14 protein-coding genes are annotated in these 18,583 nt (G+C 57.7%); 4 read left to right on the top strand and 10 right to left on the bottom strand.

The genetic code is table 11. The features are described from left to right. Positions 1-109: 109 nt before the first annotated feature. The 10 genes from DYU11_RS10225 to DYU11_RS10270 all read right to left on the bottom strand — a co-directional run bounded on the left by DYU11_RS10225 (position 110) and on the right by DYU11_RS10270 (position 8,563). On the bottom strand, positions 110-766 hold the full coding sequence (locus DYU11_RS10225; protein ID WP_119667592.1) for a DapH/DapD/GlmU-related protein: 657 nt from the start codon (positions 764-766) through the stop codon (positions 110-112). A gap of 3 nt (positions 767-769) precedes the next feature. Then, positions 770-1,582: a hypothetical protein gene (locus DYU11_RS10230; RefSeq protein ID WP_119667593.1), complete on the bottom strand. Its 813-nt coding sequence runs from the start codon at positions 1,580-1,582 to the stop codon at positions 770-772. Further along, positions 1,570-2,748, bottom strand: a complete 1,179-nt coding sequence (locus DYU11_RS10235) for an alpha-D-ribose 1-methylphosphonate 5-triphosphate diphosphatase (protein WP_119667594.1) — start codon at positions 2,746-2,748, stop codon at positions 1,570-1,572. Before DYU11_RS10235 ends, DYU11_RS10230 begins: the two co-directional genes overlap by 13 nt. A 22-nt stretch (positions 2,749-2,770) precedes the next feature. Further along, positions 2,771-3,490 carry a phosphonate C-P lyase system protein PhnL gene (locus DYU11_RS10240; RefSeq protein WP_119667595.1) on the bottom strand — a complete coding sequence of 240 codons (720 nt, stop codon included), beginning with the start codon at positions 3,488-3,490 and terminating at the stop codon, positions 2,771-2,773. Positions 3,491-3,536: 46 nt separating this feature from the next. Next, positions 3,537-4,385: an ATP-binding cassette domain-containing protein gene (locus tag DYU11_RS10245; protein ID WP_119667596.1), complete on the bottom strand. Its 849-nt coding sequence runs from the start codon at positions 4,383-4,385 to the stop codon at positions 3,537-3,539. Continuing rightward, entirely contained in the window at positions 4,382-5,314 is a 933-nt protein-coding gene (locus DYU11_RS10250; protein ID WP_119667597.1) for an alpha-D-ribose 1-methylphosphonate 5-phosphate C-P-lyase PhnJ, read from the bottom strand. The genes DYU11_RS10245 and DYU11_RS10250 overlap by 4 nt, the downstream gene beginning before the upstream one ends. Then, positions 5,311-6,534 carry a carbon-phosphorus lyase complex subunit PhnI gene (locus DYU11_RS10255; protein ID WP_119667598.1) on the bottom strand — a complete coding sequence of 408 codons (1,224 nt, stop codon included), beginning with the start codon at positions 6,532-6,534 and terminating at the stop codon, positions 5,311-5,313. Before DYU11_RS10255 ends, DYU11_RS10250 begins: the two co-directional genes overlap by 4 nt. A 154-nt stretch (positions 6,535-6,688) precedes the next feature. After that, positions 6,689-7,300 carry a phosphonate C-P lyase system protein PhnH gene (phnH, locus tag DYU11_RS10260; protein ID WP_119667599.1) on the bottom strand — a complete coding sequence of 204 codons (612 nt, stop codon included), beginning with the start codon at positions 7,298-7,300 and terminating at the stop codon, positions 6,689-6,691. Positions 7,301-7,321: 21 nt separating this feature from the next. Beyond that, the gene (gene phnG, locus DYU11_RS10265; RefSeq protein WP_119667600.1) at positions 7,322-7,750 is read right to left on the bottom strand and encodes a phosphonate C-P lyase system protein PhnG; all 429 of its coding nucleotides are present in this window, start codon (positions 7,748-7,750) and stop codon (positions 7,322-7,324) included. 93 nt (positions 7,751-7,843) lie between these two features. Further along, entirely contained in the window at positions 7,844-8,563 is a 720-nt protein-coding gene (locus DYU11_RS10270; RefSeq protein WP_119667601.1) for a response regulator transcription factor, read from the bottom strand. Positions 8,564-9,267: 704 nt separating this feature from the next. Here DYU11_RS10270 and DYU11_RS10275 point away from each other — a divergent pair. The 4 genes from DYU11_RS10275 to DYU11_RS10290 are packed head-to-tail and all read left to right on the top strand — an operon-like array spanning position 9,268 to position 18,571. Then, positions 9,268-12,321, top strand: a complete 3,054-nt coding sequence (locus tag DYU11_RS10275) for a SusC/RagA family TonB-linked outer membrane protein (protein WP_119667602.1) — start codon at positions 9,268-9,270, stop codon at positions 12,319-12,321. A 19-nt stretch (positions 12,322-12,340) separates the two neighbouring features. Then, the gene (locus DYU11_RS10280) at positions 12,341-13,996 is read left to right on the top strand and encodes a RagB/SusD family nutrient uptake outer membrane protein (RefSeq protein WP_119667603.1); all 1,656 of its coding nucleotides are present in this window, start codon (positions 12,341-12,343) and stop codon (positions 13,994-13,996) included. A 36-nt stretch (positions 13,997-14,032) separates the two neighbouring features. Beyond that, positions 14,033-15,373, top strand: coding sequence for an alkaline phosphatase family protein (locus DYU11_RS10285; RefSeq protein WP_119667604.1), 1,341 nt, complete (start codon positions 14,033-14,035; stop codon positions 15,371-15,373). A gap of 39 nt (positions 15,374-15,412) precedes the next feature. Beyond that, on the top strand, positions 15,413-18,571 hold the full coding sequence (locus DYU11_RS10290; RefSeq protein WP_119667605.1) for a SusC/RagA family TonB-linked outer membrane protein: 3,159 nt from the start codon (positions 15,413-15,415) through the stop codon (positions 18,569-18,571). Positions 18,572-18,583: the final 12 nt, after the last annotated feature.

Genomic DNA, 18,583 nt, shown 5'->3' on the forward strand with positions numbered 1-18,583 from the left:
AAACGTTAGGTAGCTGTGATGAAATCGTTAACAATGGCTTTTGCTCAACGCATCTGACGGTTCGGGTGCCGGGCGCATCAGTACCCGTTCGATGCCGTCATGAAAGAGGTCAGTGGTAGTATTTTTCCAGAAACGAGGGTACATCCAGCAAATCGTGGAAGCGCGCTTCGAGGGTGGGGCGGTCCCAATCCCACCAGGCAATAGCCAGCAGCTTGTCAATAACCTCGTCCGGGAATCGCTTTTTGATCACCGTCGCTGCTACGCCGACGGCCACCTCATACGGCCCGACGTCTTTGGTGACAACGGCCCCGCTGCCGATAACGGCCCCCGTCCCGATCTGAACGCCCGGCATGATGATGGCCCCGTGACCGATCCAGACGTCGTGGCCAATGGTGCAGCGGTGCTCCCGGCGCCAGTCGAAAAAAGCGTCGTCGTTGGCGGTATCGAAGCCGTACTGAACCCGGCGGTACGTGCTGTGGTGCTGCGTGACGCGCCACTGCGGATGGTTGCCGGGATTGATGCGGCAACTGTTGGCGATGGAGCAGAATTTACCGATGTCGGCGTAGATGATCGACACGTGACCGGCCGTGTAGCTGTAATCGCCGAATGTGGCTTCAGACAGGGTAGTATGAGGCCCGAGGGCCGTCCAGCTACCCACCTGGCTTTTGTGAATCCGGCAGGTTGGGTGGATGGTTGGTTCTTCGCTCAGGAGTTTTCCGCCCGCTGGTTCGGGTTCTTCGGGAAACCGGTCGATGACTCGGAGCATACGTCAGGACTTGATGAATGAGTAAACGGGGTAGTCGGGTCTGGTTTCAAAATGAGCCAGATGCTGGTAGCTCCGTAGTTCCGTAGTCGTTATGGTAAAAAACAGCGGTTCTCTGGCCAGCGCTTCATTGACGGCCGCACAGGTACCGACTAATCCGGTTTTTTCGGCTTCGGACAGCAGGGAGCCGAAGTAGGCCAGCGTAATGTGCCCGATGAAGGGCCGGGTGCGTCGGACGGTCAGGGCGCGGAGCGGTTCGTGGGCGTAGAACCGCTCCCGGAAGTGGAGAATCCGCCAAAAATCCGCGTTGTCATCGAACGTACCCAGCATACCCACCGCGCTTGAGAACAGACTCAGCCCGATCAGACGCATTCGGATTGGGGCGGCATCGATGGCCGGAGGTAGTTGGGCAAACGCCCCCCGTACCAAGGCCGGATAGTCGGCTGTTAGCCCAGGGGCTACCACGTGGGTATGGTACCGGTCGGCGGACAGAGTATTGGCAACCGTCTGGTGAAAACTGTCGGCGGGCAGCGAAAAAAACGCATCCGGCCGGTCAAAATTCGCGGCCAACTGCTCCTGCATCGCCAGCAGCCGGGTGCTCACCGCGTCGTTGCCCGGATTCGTATCCACCATCGAAACGACCGCGTAGCCTTCGTAAGGGAGCCGATGCCATTGGTCGTCTGCATACGCAAAATGGTCAGCTTGTCGGAGTTGACCGGCCCGGAAGCGAAGCTGCTCTTCGGTAACCTCCCGAACCTGCCGCTGCTGGTATTCCTCGTACGTCAGTTCGGCAACGGCCGGGGTGTCTACGCTTGCCATGCGAGTTCAGGTTGAGGTTGTAGGGTTGCCTGCGCCACCAGGTGGCCGTTTACGAACGTGTGGGTAACAAGGGGCGTACCTTCCGACAGGTCCACCAGAATCAGATCGGCTTGTTTGCCGGTTTCGATGGACCCCGTTAGCGAATCAATGCCGACGGCCCGCGCCGGATGGAGGGTTGCCAGCCGGACGGCTTCGGGGAGCGCCAGGCCGTTGCCTGCCAGCCGGAATACCGCATGAAGCAGGGATGGGGGATAATAATCCGAACACAGGCTATCAATTACCCCGGCCCGGATGGCCGTTTCAACGCCAAGATTGCCGGACAGCGAGCCACCCCGCAGTACGTTCGATGAGCCGCCGATAACATACATTCCCCGTTCTTTACCCCGTCTGGCCGCTTCCATCGATACCGGAAACTCACAGATGCGGATGCCGGCCGCGTACATCTCATCCACTTTCTCTGCTGTGTCGTCATCGTGCGAAGCTACCGCCACCGAGCGGATGCGGGCCAGGTCGAGCAGGGTATTGAGCTGGTCCGGCGACAGGGTAGGGGTGGCCTGTTTTTCGGCCAGGTCAAGCCAGGCCTCAGCCTCCGACATGCCCTGCCGGACGGCCATGCGAATAAAGCTATCGACACTGACCTGCCCTTGCCCCGGCGTATGGTCCATAACGGAAAGCAGGTCGACGTAGCCTTTTTGCAGGAGGTCGCACGCGGTTTCGAACGCGTCGATGCCCGACAGCTCGAAGCGCAGGTGAATTTTATTGTTGATCAGCGTCCGCTGCCGGGTGAGGGCGTAAACCCGTTCGAAAATTTCGCGCCGGCTGTATTTGCTCTGCGCGTTGTTTTCGGCTGCGGTGTAGCCAAGGTGCAGCGAATGATAGACCGTTGTGATGCCGCAGCCACTCATGCGTCGTTCCAGTTCCCGAAACGCTACGTCGATCGGGAAGTCGGCGCTCCGGCGGGGCGAAATCTCCGCGTCAATGGCATCGGTGTGCAGATCGATCAAGCCCGGCAGCAGGTAGGCACCTTTCGCGTCGATTGACTCCTGTACCGACAGGTAGTCGAGGGTGCCTTCGCCAATGGTCATGATTTTGCCCCCGGTCAGGTGTACGTAGCCGTTTCGGATCAGCCGGTGCGGGGTGATGATGCTGGCGTTGTAGAGAAGCATGGGTAGGCTATGTAGTTTGGGTTTAACTCACAGGTTCAGACGCAGCGACAACATGGCCATCCTGCAGTTCGATCCGGCGGTCGGCCAGTCGGTCGAGGGTGTACCGATCGTGCGAAATGCAAAGTACCGACGTACCGCCCGCTTTCAGGGCAACGATCATGTCGATCACTACGTCTTTTGTCCGCTGGTCCAGCGAAGCCGTAGGCTCGTCGATCAGCAGGAGCCGGGGCCGGGCAATGATGGCGCGGGCTACGTTGATGCGCTGCTGTTCGCCCCCGCTGAAGGTCGATGGGTAGGCGTCCCAGAGTTCCTGGGGAAGTCCCAGGCGATCCAGGTAATCGCGGGATTGCTGCTGGCCCCTGTCCCGGTCTATTCCCTGCCGGAAGAGGCTCTCGGCGACCACATCGACGGCTGGTACCCGCGGAATGACGCTCAGAAACTGCGAACAGTATGTAATCTCATCGCGTCGGAGCGCAATGATCTGGTGGTCGGTCGCCCGTACCAGATCGATCGGGCCGTAACGTAGCGACTGGTAGAGAATCGCCCCGCTGGTAGCCAGATAGGTCCGGTAAATGCTTTTCATCAGGGTGGACTTTCCGGAGCCGGATGTACCAACCAGTCCCACGAGTTCGCCCGGTTCCAGGCTAAACGAAACGTTGGAGAGGGCGTGGATGCGTTTGCCGTTCAACACGTGCATATCGAACCGCTTGGTATACTGCCGGACGTCGAGGATAGGAGGCATGGAAGTGGGTTTGCGGTTTATCGTGTGTCGTCAGTCGAAACCCAGTTTATAATAATGAACTAACCAGTAGCTGCGTATACGGATGCTGAGGGTCCTGGAGGATCTGATCGGTCAGCCCCTGCTCCACGATCCGGCCATTTTTCATGACGAGGGTGCGGTCGGTGAGCATCCGGATCACGCTCAGATCGTGCGATACGACAATCATGGCGATGCCCAGTTCCTGCTGGAGCGTGCGGATCATGTCGAGCACCTTGGCCTGCACCGATACGTCAAGCCCCGTCGTGACTTCGTCGAGGAAAAGCAGGGGCGGGTTGTTGGCGATGGCTTTGGATATCTGCACCCGCTGCTGCATACCTCCGCTGAAGCTGGCCGGGCTGTCGTCGAGCCGACGAACGGGCACTTCGGTCTGTTCCAGCAGTTCGGTAGCACGTTCGCGAATCCGGCCGACGTTGAAGTTACCCGCCATGAGCAGCTTCTCGGCGATGTTGCCGCCCGACGAAAACCGGAAATTCAGCCCGTCTTTGGGGTTCTGGTACACCATGCCCATCAGGTGATTGCGCATGTAGCGCTTTTTCTGACCTGATTCGTTCAGAATATTAAGGGTACCGTTGCCGTACCGGCTGAAGTAAGCCACGCCGGCCGTACTCTCCAGGTCGAAGTACAGCAGGCGTACGACCGTGCTTTTGCCCGAGCCACTTTCGCCAACGACGCCGAGTACTTCGCCCGGAAACAGCTCCAGATTTATATCGGCGCAGGCTACAATGCAGTCCGTTTCGGGGCAGATGTTGGAACCGAACAGCGGACCCGTCAGCCGAACGGAGTTTTCGTTGGGCTCGCCGTAAATCTTGGTCAGTCCCTCTACTTTGAGCAGCCAGGTATCGGAGGTATTGGTCATGATTCCAGGTCAGGGTTAGCATTCATCTCATCCAGCACCTGCTGCAGATACTTGTTCGACCACTGCTGCGGGCGAGTTTTGTGTTCGACCAGCTTATCGAGGAAGTCGCTGTCGTTGATCACGTGCCGGAAGTGGCCAAGGTCGTTGTAAAGTTCGTCCATGAACGCGCCCCCCGTGCCCGACAGTGAGCAGCGGATGCCGGGGAACTGCTCAATCCTGAACTTGACGTCGTCAAATTCAAGGGGCACCACGTCCGTGTGGGGGGGGATGGCGTAAAGCCGTTTTTCCCGGCCCGCGCCGAACAGGTACAGGCAGTCGCTCTGGTGCAGGTTAGGGACGTCCCAGCGGGGAATCGGCGAGGGCGACATGATGTATCGGCCATTGACCATCACCGGATAACCCGCGCCCTGCATAATATCGCCGTAGCGCACAAAAGCTTCGTAGAGCGATACCCACATGCGGGCGTAGTCGGCCTCGCCGTGCATCTCGCGGGTTTTGGTTTCGTAGCGTTCCACGGCCCGCAGCGGCTCGGGTTGCGGCACCTGAAACACCAGAATCTGGCCGTCGTTCAGTTGCTCTTCCGGAATCCGGTGGCGGGTCTGGATCAGCGTTGCAGCGTGCGTATCGAAGGTAACGCGGCAATGGGTCACCCGGTGAACAAAATCGCGCAGGTTGCAGGCATTCACACTGGCATCGCTGCCCTGATCGATGATTTTGAACACATCGTCTTTGCCGATCACCGACAGCGTGACGTGCAGTCCACCCGTTCCCCATCCGCGCGCAATGGGCATTTCGGGCGATGAATAGGGCACCTGATAGCCCGGCAGGCAGATGGCTTTCAGCAGCTTTCGCCGGATTTCGCGCTTCGTGTTCTCGTCGATGAAGGCGAAATTGAACCGGGAGTTGAATTTTTTGAAAGACGGAATCATAACTCGGTCAGGACTTCGGATGGCATACGCTCGGCATCGCCAGGGGAGGCCGTTGCATCGGTTGCCATAGGAGGCTCAGGGGCGGAGGCCGCATTGGCTTCAGCTTGTTTTTTGGACCGGGCAACGGCCCGGCGTACGTTGTTTAGCCCCGACTGGAACGTAACGTAGTGGGGCAGCTTGAGGTGGTTCGTGAAGCCCATCGCTTCAATACCGTCGGTATGATACAGCACAAACTCCTGGTCGTTGGCCGGGGCTTCTTTCGTACCGTTTCGCATGGCCCGGTCCAGAATTCCCATGCAGATGGCTTTGGTTTCGTTCTGCCCGAAACACAGCCCATAGCCGATGGCGTAGTAGGGTACGGAACCGGCACTACGTTCTGATTTTTTGCCGGTTTTGGCTTTGGTGATCATCTCGGCTTCGGTAACCCGAACGCGGCCAATGTAGCGGCTGCGCCCGGTCGGATCAGAAACGGTTACGTCGACCAGCCCCACCCGCAACTCACCAACCGTGGGGTGTACTCCGCCGTAGCCGCGCATGCTGCTGTAGCCGAGGGCCATCAGACCACCGGTTTCGGCCCGGGCCAGCATCTGGAGCCGAGCGGAGCGGGGTGCCGGAAACTTGATGGCTTCGCGGGTGATGTCGACCAGCCGGCGGCCTTCCTCCGACTCATCGTCCCGGTTGCCAACGCCTTTGAGCAATCCCTGGGCGCGGAGCATATCGATAACTTTTCCGAAGGTGGTGATCGCCTTTCGGTCGGTCTCACTGATCCGGGCACTGAACTGCTGTAGAAAAGCCTGCACCTGCTCGTAGCTTTCGTCGGCCAGGCGGGTGTCGATAATGCGCTGGGTATAATCGTAGGTCGGGCCGAGTATCTGCCCGCCGGGGATATCCCGGAACGACGACGAGATTCGGCGTTGGACGAACATGTTGCGCGTGTCGATCACCGCCGAGTAGTACAGCCGCGGTAAGGTTGCCCGGAACGCCCGCATGATAAACGCAGCTTCGAGTACATCGCCTTCTACCTGCTTGAGCGCCAGCGCCCCGTATTCCGGTGCGTAGAACGACCCTTCCCCCATAATCTTGTCGATCGCCAGCCGGAACTGCGCCTGCAGCTGCCTGATGTGAATCGGGGGCGTTTCGTCTTTTATCCGATAAAATTCAACGAGTTCGATGGAATTGGCAATGGCGTCGGTACCTCCTTTTACGGCTACATAACCCATGGTCGTTTTTGGTTTGCGGTTCGCGGTGGGTGGTCTGTCGTGGGTGATGTAGTTTGTGGTTTATGGTTTGTAGTTCGTAGTGTTTCGCTGGCCAATAAGCATAGCCGCCCGACAACTACAAACCACCAACCACGAACCACCAACCACCCACTAATTATAAACCACCCACCACAAACCGATTAGATCGTGGAATGCACAGAATTCGGTCGTTCTGATCGGTCAGAATCGAGTCGACGCCCAGCGGATACTCCACGTTTTTTTCACGCAGGGTGGTCAGCAGGGCGTCATTCAGACCGGCAACGAATACGGTTTGCTGACCATCTACGCCCGGTCCCGACAGTTGCAGTTGCAGCATCGGGCCGGTTATCTGGTCGCGGGTTAGGCTGAGATGGGCTACGTCGATGACGATAAACGCGCTCGTGTCGGGGTAAGTGAGCGTGCCTGACTTAGCCTGTTCGAGCCCCTGCGGATGGTCGAGCCCCTGAAGGAACAGGAAGTCGGCTTCGGCGGCTGGGGCTGGTCGGGAGGCCGTATTGGCCGTGAAATACGTACCGATGGCGTCGGCATTCTGAGCGGCAAAGAAAGACACGTCGGCGTTGAGCAGGGCCAGTCCGATCAGGGCCGACGCCCGGTTCAGGGAGCCGGGCGGCTGAACCGATACCCCATTGAGTACGTTGAGCTTGCCCGGTCGCGCCATGCTGTCCATGATGAGCCTGAAGTGCGCCTGGGCGTCGAAAATCTCGTCGTAGGAAGTTTCCCGTGTCATACCGTGAAGAACAGAGGACCGTCAGGCCTGCTCCATCAGTTTAAAATCAACTTTAGTTCGCATGATGTGGCTGAGTTCCGTTTCCTCCCGGTGCTGGATCAGCCGGAGTTGTTCCGCCAGGAAACGGTCAATGGCGGGGGCCTGCGCGTCGTTCAGGGCCATAACCGCATCCAGAACGGCCAGGCAGTAGGCCCGCTCGGGTTCGTCGCCGAGGCAGATACCGTATCCGACCGTTTTGTTGATGGCTACCTCACAGGTAGTGGTAAGTGCTTCGCCGAGGTAAAACGGCTGGTACTCGACCGAATCTTCCGCCTGGATCATGGTCAGACATAGCCGGGGCGCTTTCAGCAGGTTGAGCGGGTAATGAACAGATAGGTCGCCGACAAACCCGGTCAGGTTGTCGAGCGGGCATTCGCAAAGGATATAATCCGTACGTTGGTTCTGCTCCATAAACGGCTGTTTCGATCAGTGAGCAGACAAATGTAGAGGGGCTATATTCAGATTTGGTTAGGAAACAGATAGCATTCAATTACTGTGGTATTTTCATTCCTGCATCCGATAGCCCACGCCCCGGACCGTTTCGAGGTAGTCTTTATACGGACCGAGTTTCTTCCGAAGCCCTGCCACCTGTACGTCGATAGACCGTTCCGTGGCGAAATAATCCATGCCGTTGACTTTCTCCATGATCTGGTTGCGGGTATACACCCGGCCGGGTTTGCTGATGAGCAACTGAAGCAGTTTAAATTCGGTGTACGTCAGGTCAATGGCCTCCGTATCGATCAGGACCCGGTGGTGCTCAATGTTCATGGTGAGTTTTTTGAACGAGAGAATCTTGTCGTCGGGGGGGACTTCCGTTGACTCCGGCTCGGCCGGCAGCAAAGGCACCGGCTGCGTACGGGCGAGAATTTTTTTGATCCGGGTGATGAGTTCCCGGATTCGGATGGGTTTGGTGAGGTATTCGTCGGCCCCAAGCTCAAGGGCCGTTACGGCATCAATTTCGTCGGCCCGGGCGGTCAGCATCACAAAGGGGATGTGCGACAGGCTGTTGTCCCGTTTCATCAGCCGGCAGAGGTCCAGCCCGTCGATGTCGTTCATCATCCAGTCGCAGACCACCAGATCGGGGCGGGCGGTGCGCATGGCCTCCAGGGCTTCTTTCCCTGATAAAAAGGTATGTACGGTGGCTCGCTCTTTTTCGAGATTGTACCGGATCAGGTCTAGAATGTCTTCCTCGTCGTCGATGACGACAATCGTTGAGAATTTCATTAGCACGTCCAGTTACCAACCGAAACTATCATTGACTTACTCATCTACAAAAGAGGTGACTTAGGGAGAAGTGACTTGGATTATTAGCATTTCGTAACGACTAAATTAGTGGTTCGTGCTCACACTGAGTTTATGCCAGTGTTAAATCCGGGCCCGGCCGTTCTGCTCCGGGCCCGTCGCCACCGACGCTGCAGGACTGGTGGCCGGCAAAAAAGCTTCCAGATCGGTGTTCCGGGGTTTTTCATCCAAATTTTGTCTGTGTTCTTTACGGGCAGCCCGTTCCATTTTACCGATTGGTGCCGTAAAATTTCGTGAGACAGATCCTAATATTCCGGCCCAAACGTGTCAATTCAATTAGTTCTGTATTAGGTTTTGATTAGTACCGCCCCCCGGCTCCTGTAGTGGCCCGACTACGTATAGGCCTCAATAAATCGCCTTGGCCATCCCGATAGCCTGTCTGGCTCCCCAGATTACTTACCTGTTTCGCCGGTCGATATTCCTTAACCGAAACTTAAAACCGGGAGCCAGAACCCTAAACTATTTCAAATACAACCCTAACATAGCCGCGATAATCTTGCCTCCGAATTGAGCAGATCAATTCCTGTAGGCTCCCTCCTGTACCGGCCAGCTTGACTGTTGCCGGAAGTGTTCGTTAGCACAATCAATTGATTAGTAGGAACATCACACGTAAAAAGGCTGGTAAAATGAACGTACAACTACAAACGGTTTTCAGGCATCTGTTCAGACGGCTGCTGGTTGTTTTTGTTCTGCAGGGTATAGCCATGCAGGGGTTGTTTGCAGGCATGGTTGTGGGGATTAGCGGCAGGGTTATCGACAATGAAGGGCAGGGGCTGCCGGGCGTCAACGTAGTGCTGAAAGGATCGACCAATACGGGCACGACGACCGACGGCAACGGGCAGTTCCGGCTCGACGTACCGAATCAGAACGCCGTGCTGGTGTTCAGCTCGATTGGCTACGTTACGCAGGAAGTGACGGTGGGTTCGCGGACGGTTCTGGCCGTAACGATGCAGACCGATACGCGTTCCCTCAACGAAGTGGTGGTAGTCGGCTACGGCACCCAGCAGCGGGCCGACGTGACGGGGGCCATCGGGTCGGTCGGCGAAAAAGATTTCAACCGGGGGGTCATCACCTCGCCGGAGCAACTGATTCAGGGCAAGCTGTCGGGCGTGAACATAACCGGCAACACCGGCGAGCCGGGTGCTAACCAGACCATCATCGTGCGGGGGCCGGGCTCGATCCGCAGTGGTAATACCCCGCTGTTCGTGGTGGATGGCGTACCCCTCGACAATTCAGTCGTCAGTACCGGATCGGCCAACGTTGGCTTTGGCTCCAGCGCCCCGCTGAATCCGCTCAACTTCATTAACCCGGCCGATATTGAATCTGTAGACGTACTGAAAGACGCATCGGCCACGGCCATTTACGGAAGCCGGGGTGCCAACGGCGTCGTTATTATTACGACCAAAAAAGGATCGGCCAAAAAGTCGGGCCTGAGCTACTCCAATTACTTCGGTGCATCGACGGTAGCCAACAAGATAGACCTGCTCTCGGCCGAGGAGTTTATCCGGTTCCAGGATGCCAACAACCGGCCCGCCAATATCTACGACCGCAACATCAGCACCGACTGGCAGGATCAGATCCTTCGCACGGCTTTCACCCAGAACCATAACCTTGCGCTGAACGGTGGCTCCGAGAACTCGACCTACTACGTATCGCTGTCGCTGCTGAACCAGGCGGGTATCATCAAAACCAACGACCTGAAACGCTACACCGGCCGGATCAACTTTACGCAGAAACTGCTCGATGATCGGGTGGGGGTGAGCGTGAACTTCACGGCGGGGCATACAAACAACCGGGCCGCTCCCCGTAACGACTTTGCCGGTGCCAACGCGGGCAGTCTGATTCCGGATGCGCTGGGGGCCAACCCGACGTATCCGGTGCGTAACCCCGATGGATCGCTGTTTGTGTTCCCGCAGGGCCGTAACCCGCTGGCCGACCTGGAGCTGTTCGATAGCTACGCCCGCACTGACCGGATTTTGGGTAACATCGAGGGGCGGCTGAAGCTCATCAAGGGCCTCGAATACCGGATTAATTTCGCGGTCGACCGGAGCGTCGGTAACGGCGAAACGCAGGTAAAACGGAGCGGACTGCCGAAACTGGATTTTCCCGAAGGCCGGGCGGTGTTCGCCAAGAATGAGTCGTCCAGCAACCTGATCGAAAACTACCTGAAATACGCGTTCTCATTTGGCAGCAATACGTTTGATGTGCTGGCCGGGCATTCGTACCAGCGCTTCTTCCAGCGGTCTAACTCGTCGAGTATCAACAATTTCTCGACCAGCGAGATCGACGCCATCTACAACCCGGGCATCGGTACCAGTCTGAACATCAGTCAGAATCCCCTCACGGGCAGTGCCAGCATCAACGAGCTGCAATCGTTCTACGGCCGGGTCAACTACGCCTTTGCAGACAGATACCTGCTGACGGCCACGGTGCGGGCCGATGGGTCGTCGAAGTTCGGGGCCAACAACCGCTACGGTCTGTTCCCGTCGGTGTCGGGTGCCTGGAAACTGAAAAACGAACCGTTTTTGTCGGGCCTGAATTTCGTCAGCGACCTGAAACTGCGGGCCGGCTGGGGGCAGACGGGTAACCAGGAAATCCCGGGCAAAATCACCCTGCCGCTGCTGACATCGGGAACCGGCAATGGCCAGGGGTATCCGCTGACCGAATCCGGCATTACACCCGGCTACACGTATTCCCGGACCGCCAACCCGGACATCAAGTGGGAGGTAACGACGCAGACCAACGTCGGGCTGGACTTCGGCCTGTTCGGGGGCGCACTGAGCGGTACGGTCGATTACTTCTACAAGAACACCAGCGATATGCTGCTGAACATCACCGTATCGGACCCCGTATCGCCGACCGGTAGCCGCTGGCAGAACGTAGCCATGAACGTGATCAACGAGGGGCTGGAACTGGGTCTGAACTACGCGTCGCCCCGCAGTGGCAAATTATACTGGCAACTGGGTGGCAACGCCACCTTTCTCCGGAATGAAGTCCAGAACGCACCCTTCTCGTTTCTGCGTACCGGGTCGATCAGCGGACCCGGGCTGTCGGGCGTAACGGTGAGCGGCAACCTGAACGGCTTCCCAATCGCGTCGTTCTATCTGCTGGAATACACCGGCCTGAACGAGAACGGATTAAACGCCTTTCGCGACGTCAACGGCGACGGTACGGTCAGTGCCGCCGACCGGATCGTGGCGGGGTCGCCCATACCGAACTTCACGTATAATTTCAACGGCAACGTCGGCTACAAAAACTTCGATCTGTCCGTGAATTTTAACGGGGTATCAGGCAACAAGATTTATAACAATACCGCCAACGCGTATTTCAACATGCCGCAGCTGGCTTCCGGGCAGAATATTGCCCGCACCTCGATAACGGCCAACGAAAGCAATACCAACTCGGCCACGGCCTCGACCCGCTTCCTGGAGAGCGGCAATTTCCTGCGGCTGAACAACGCCACGCTCCGCTACAGCTTCAACACGGCGAAGGTCAGCTGGCTGAAAAACCTGTCGGTGTTCGCTACGGGTCAGAACCTGCTGACTTTCACCAACTACACGGGCTTCGACCCGGAAGTTAACGTACCGGCCAGTACCGACGGCATCACCGCCTATGGTATCGACATTACGAATTACCCCCGCTCCCGCACCTACCTGCTCGGCTTAAACATCGCATTCTAACCTACTTCATTGTCAACCCATGAAAAAGATACTGTTCGTACTGCTGCTCGGGCTGACGTTCGGCTGCACCGACCTGAAAGAAGAAGTGCTGGACGAAGCGCTGAATACAGACCTGCTCCAGGGCCCTAGCGCGGCCGGGGGAATTCTGGCCCCGGTCTACGCCCGCATGAATAACCTGTTCAACGGCCACGAAGATTATTTCCTGCTCCAGGAAGTATCGACCGACGAAGCCATCGTGCCGTTCCGGGGTGGCACCGACTGGTACAACGGCGGAGTACTGATCGAAATGCACCAGCACACCTGGAGCAGCAACCATACCAGCCTGGCCAACGTCTGGAACCAGCTGACGCAGGGAATCGCCCGGGCCGGTATTGCCGAAAGCACGCTGAAGACCCTGAATGACCCCAACGCAGCCCTCTACGGAGCCGAAGCCCGGGCCATGGGTGCCTTCTACAACTACGTCCTGTTCGATGCCTTTGGCATGTGTCTGTACCGCGATCCGGCGTCGATCAGTGCCGGTACGGGCGAGTCGCAGGTGTTCAGGGGGCAGGAAGCCATCGATTTTCTGCTTCGTGAGCTGGACGCGGTGGAAAATACGCTGCAAACAAAGAGCCAGGTTGGGGCCGGCCGCTTTACGAAAGGGGCCGTCTGGGCGCTGAAAGCCAAAATCTACCTCAATAAGGCGGTGTACCTGAATCGCACGGCCCCGATGTTTACGTTCCCGGCCGATGACATGAACAAAACGATCGAGTTCTGCGACCGTGTTGTCAGTTCAAACCAGTACGCCCTCGAAACCACGGACTACTTCCGGATTTTTAACCTGGACAACCACAACCACCCTGAGCATATTTTCGTACTCGACCAGCGCGACGATGCCAACAACGGTGGCCGATTCACCTGGTTTGCGCTGGCCCGGAATCACCACTTCAGTCTGATCAATCCGCAGTCGGTAGGTACTGATGGCGGCTCCATCACGCCGGAGTTCTGGAACACCTGGCAGACTAACCGCAACGATCCGCGCTTCTACAAGGAGGTGATTCCGCAGGACGGCTCCGTTACGTCGGTGCCCGACAGCCGCTGGGGACTGAACCGGGGCCTGTTGCAGGGGCAGCAGTACGGTATCGTGCTCAACAGCGCCGGAAACGGCTTTAAACGGACGGCCAACGGCGAACTGGCCATCGAAAAACTATTTAACCGCGCCCGGACCGGCGAAGCGGTTGACTTTACGGTGGCCGTTGATTTTGACCGGAACGGCGGGCATTCCAATGGGGTGCGGGTCTCCAAGTATGAAGTGGACCCCCGGGCTACCAACGGCCGGAATTTTTCGCGGATGGATCAGCCCCTAATCCGTCTGGCGGATATCTACCTGATGCGGGCTGAAGCCAAACTCCGGAAAGGCGACGTAAGCGGTGCTCTGGAAGATGTCAACGCGGTACGGCGGGCCCGCAAACACCCGAAACTGCTGACGGCCGGTGAGCTGACTCTCGATGCGCTGTTCAACGAGCGCGGCTACGAACTGTACTGGGAAATGGTTCGGCGGACCGATATGATCCGGTTCGGCAAGTACGAAGACACGCGGGCGTCGAAAACAGACAAAGACCCGAAACGTCGGTTGTTCCCCATTCCGCAGTCGGCCATTGACGCCAACCCCGGATTGTTAACCCAGAATCCGTAAATCCAGCTTTTCGCTAATCACTTTATTCCCCAACTCATGAAAAAACTGACTGTACTCTTATTGCTCCTGGCCGTTATAATCCAGCCGGGCTTAGCTCAGCCCAAGCCGACTGCCAAGCATGTTATTCTGATCTCAATCGATGGCATGCGCCCCGATTTTTACACCGACAGCAAATGGCCGGCCTATACCATCCAGCAACTGGCAAAAGAAGGGATTCAGGCGCGGGGAATGCGCCCGGTGCTGCCGTCGGTAACGTACCCCGATCACATCACCATGATCACCGGAGCGCTGCCGATGCGGCATGGGATCTACCACAACCAGCCGTTTGATGCGAAAGGGTGGAGTGCAGGCAGTTTCTCGAACAGCAGCCAGATCAAGGTGCCTACCTTGTGGGATGCCGTTAAAAAATCGGGCGGTACGTGCGCAGCGATCAACTGGCCGGTGTCGGTGGGGGCTCCCGTGAACTGGTATTATCGGTCATACCGCACCGCGGATAGCAACGCACCCGATGAGTTTCTGAAGGAGATCGAAGAGAATGTAACCGGGAAAACGCCGGTTGTCGATCGCAGCCAGAGCTCAACCGATTTCGATTCGTACGCGTCGGACATGCGGGCCGCCAACGTAGCCGCGTACCTGATCCAGAAGCATAAGCCTAACCTGATTACGGTGCATTTTGTAACGACCGACCACGTGCAGCACGAACAGGGCAAGGAAGGCGATAAAGTGTATAAGGCGGTGGCCCACGCTGACGTATGCGTGAACCAGCTGGTCGAAGCGGCCAAGAAAGCGGGGATTTATGAGAACACGGTATTCATCATTGCCGGCGATCACGGCTTTGAAGACCGCCACACGCAACTGGCCTGGAATGCCCTGCTGATCAAGGAAGGGCTGCTCGAAAACAAGCCGGACCGGGGCAACTGGAAAGCCTGCTTCAAGGACCAGTTTCTGATGCTGAAAGACCCGAACGACAAAGCTACCCTGGCCCGCGTTCGGAAGCTGATCGAAGAGCAGCCGGCTCCGATCCGCAAACTGTACCGCATTGTAGAGCGTGACGAACTGAACAAATACGGGGCCGATCCGAATGCCGTCCTGGCTATCCAGACCGTGGAGGGCGTGGTATGCACCTCGCGCTACAATCAGCCCGATCTGGTGCAGTCGACGCCGGGTGGGTCGCACGGGATGCTGCCCGACCGCCCCAGCCTGAACGCCGGTTTTGTGGCTTTTGGTCCGGGACTGCGCAAAAAAATGGTCGTGCCGACGCTGGGCATGGAAGACGTAGCGCCCCTGGTGGCCTACACACTGGGCATTGATTTCAAAGTGCCCGACGGAATCCTGTACCCAGGTATGATTGCCGAAGAATACATCAAAGGCTACTGATAATCAGTCAACCCACTCAATATATCTATTTTATCTCCTATGTTGTCTGTTTATAGAACACCATCAGGTACGGCTTCATCATGCCCAATCCGGTCAGGCCGTTGGTCGGCCCTAGGTCGTGGCTTCGTGCTGTGCATCAGCTTTCTGCTCCTGTCGACCACGCTGTTTGCGGCCCTGGTCGAGCGGCCCATTCGCGGGCGGGTACTCAACGAACAGGGCGAAGGAATGCCCGGTGTCAACGTTGTTGTCGAAGGGACGCGGATCGGTACGCTGACGTCGGCGACGGGCGATTTTTCGCTGAACGTACCGGATTCGGCTTCTACGCTGCTGTTTTCGTACATCGGGTACCAGCGGCAGACCATCCGCATCCGCAACCAGAACGTACTTGAGATTCGGATGGTTGCCGACGCGGGCCAGCTCGAAGAAGTGGTCGTAACGGCCCTGGGCGTAACGCGGGAAAAACGGGCCCTTGGCTATGCTGTGCAGGAGGTAAAAGGAGATAACCTGACGCAGGCCCGCGAAACGAACCTCATTAACTCGCTGGCGGGTAAGGTCGCCGGGGTGAACGTAACCGGGGGCTCCAATTCCATCGGTGGCTCATCGCGGATTGTGATCCGGGGCGAAACCTCGCTGGCCGGCGACAACCAGCCGCTGTTTGTCGTGGATGGTATTCCCATCAACAACGGCGTCAGTGCTTCGTCGCAGCGGCAGAACATCGACTATGGCAACGGAGCCGCTGAAATCAACCCCGACGATATAGAAACGATTTCGGTGCTGAAAGGCCCCAACGCAGCGGCACTCTACGGGTCACGGGCCGCCAATGGCGTTATTCTGATCACGACCAAGTCGGGCAAGAACAAGAAAGGCGTCGGCGTATCGGTGAACTCAACGACCAGTTTTGAATCGGTGCTGCGGCTACCCGACTACCAGAACGAGTACGGACAGGGGCGGGGTGATCAGTACAACATCGGCGACGGTGGCCGTAGCTGGGGCCCCCGGCTCGATGGCCGTATGATCGCGGTGCCGGTCAACACCGAGTGGCCGCCGAGAAACGGCGAAATGGTACCCTGGGTGCCGTATCCCGACAACGTAAAAGAGTTTTACGAAGTGGGCCGGACGCTGACCAATAACATTGCCCTGACGGCCGGCAATGACAACGGCAACTTCCGCCTGTCGTATACCAACCTGAACCAGACGGGTATCGTACCGAACACCGATCAGCAGCGCCACACGGCATCGATCACCGGGAAGTACGCGCTGACCAACAAGCTGAACATCAGCACCGGGGTCAACTACTTCTACACGGTCAGCAACAACCGGCCGGTGCTCAGCTACGGAAATGAGTCGATCGTGTACACCTGGATCTGGGAGGGCCGGCAGGTGCGTACCGACAAAATGCGGGATTACTGGGTCAAAGGACTGGAAGGAACGCAGCCGTTTACGTACAACTACCAGTTCAACGACAACCCGTACTACACCATGTACGAGAACCTGAACGGCCTGCTGCGCAATCGCCTGACGGGGAACATCACGGCCACGTACCAGTTTACGCCCGAACTGAGCCTGCTGGTGCGGACGGGTATGGATATGAGCAACGAACGCGCCGACCGTCGCCGGACGTTTGGCAGTAACGCCTTTCCGCTGGGTATGTACAGCCAAGACCGCGATTATTTTGAGGAGCGCAACTCCGACTTCCTGCTTACCTACGACAAGACGCTGTCCAGCGACTGGCAGTTTAAGGTATCGGTGGGGGGGAACCAGATGCGCCAGCGCCGGGACGAACTGAGCACCCGGGCCAATGCGCTGAGCGTACCGGGTGTGTATAACCTGGGCAACTCGCAGGTACCGCTGGTGAACATCCAGAGTGATTCGCGGTACCGCATCAACAGCCTGTACAGCTTCGGGCAGGTTAGCTACAAGAACGCCCTGTTCCTCGACCTGACCGCCCGCAACGACTGGTCGAGCACGCTGCCGGTCGGCAACAATTCGTACTTCTACCCCTCGGTAGCAACCAGCGCGGTACTGACCGACCTGATTGAGGGGTTGCGTACCCAGACGCTTTCGTTCGCGAAGCTGCGGGTAGGCTGGGCCCGGGTAGGTAACGATACCGATCCGTATCGTCTGCGGAACGTGTACAACTACAACACGCCCTGGCAGAGCAACCAGGCCGTATCGGAGTCGTCGGTGATCAACAACGCGAACCTGAAGCCTGAGTCAGTCGATACGTACGAGATTGGTACGGACATCCGCTTTTTCAACAACCGCCTTGGCCTCGACGTAACCTACTACAACACCGTCAGCCGCAATCAGATCATCAACATTCCGCTCGATCAGACCAGCGGCTACACGTCCCGTTTTCTGAACGCGGGCGAAATCCGTAGCCGGGGTCTGGAGGTGGTGCTGAATGCAACCCCGGTAAAACTGAGCAACGGATTCCGCTGGGATGTGGCCCTGAACTGGGCGACCAACCGCGCCCGGGTCGTAGAACTCATTGATGGTCTGGATACGTACTCGCTGCCGAGCCGCTACGTATCGGTGCAGGCCCGGGTGGGTGGCCGCATGGGCGATATGTACGGCCGGGGTTTCCTGCGCGACCCGCAGGGCAACATCATCCACGCCGATGGCCTGCCGCTGTTTACCAATGAGCTGATCAAGGTGGGTAACTACAACCCGGACTGGACCGGGGGCCTGTACAACACCTTCACGTACAAGGGCTTCACACTGGGCGGTCTGCTGGATATGCGCAAGGGTGGCAGCATTTACTCGTACATGTACGTCCGTGGTAATGAAGCCGGGCAGTTGGTTGAGTCGCTGCCGGGCCGTGAAAACGGGTACGTCGGTCCTGGGGTAATCCGCAATCCGGACGGTACGTTCCGCCCGAACGATGTGAACGTAACGGCCGAGCGCTACTGGGGGTCAGGCTACTTCAACCCCGAGCAGGCCACCTTTGACGCTACGTTCCTGAAACTGCGCGAGCTGAAGTTCGGCTATCAGGTGCCGAATCGCTGGTTGACCCGTCTGCCGTTCCGGGATGTGAACATACTGCTGGTGGGCCGCAACCTGTTCTTGTGGACCAAAGTGCCGCATATCGACCCCGATACGACGGGAATCAGCGGAGATACGCTGCTGCCGGGCATCGAGGATATGTCCATGCCATCGGCCCGGAGTATTGGCTTCAACATCAACTTCCGGCTGTAAACCTTACTGACG

The sequence above is a fragment of the Fibrisoma montanum genome (assembly GCF_003583365.1).
In the GTDB taxonomy this organism is placed as follows: Bacteria; Bacteroidota; Bacteroidia; order Cytophagales; family Spirosomataceae; genus Fibrisoma; species Fibrisoma montanum.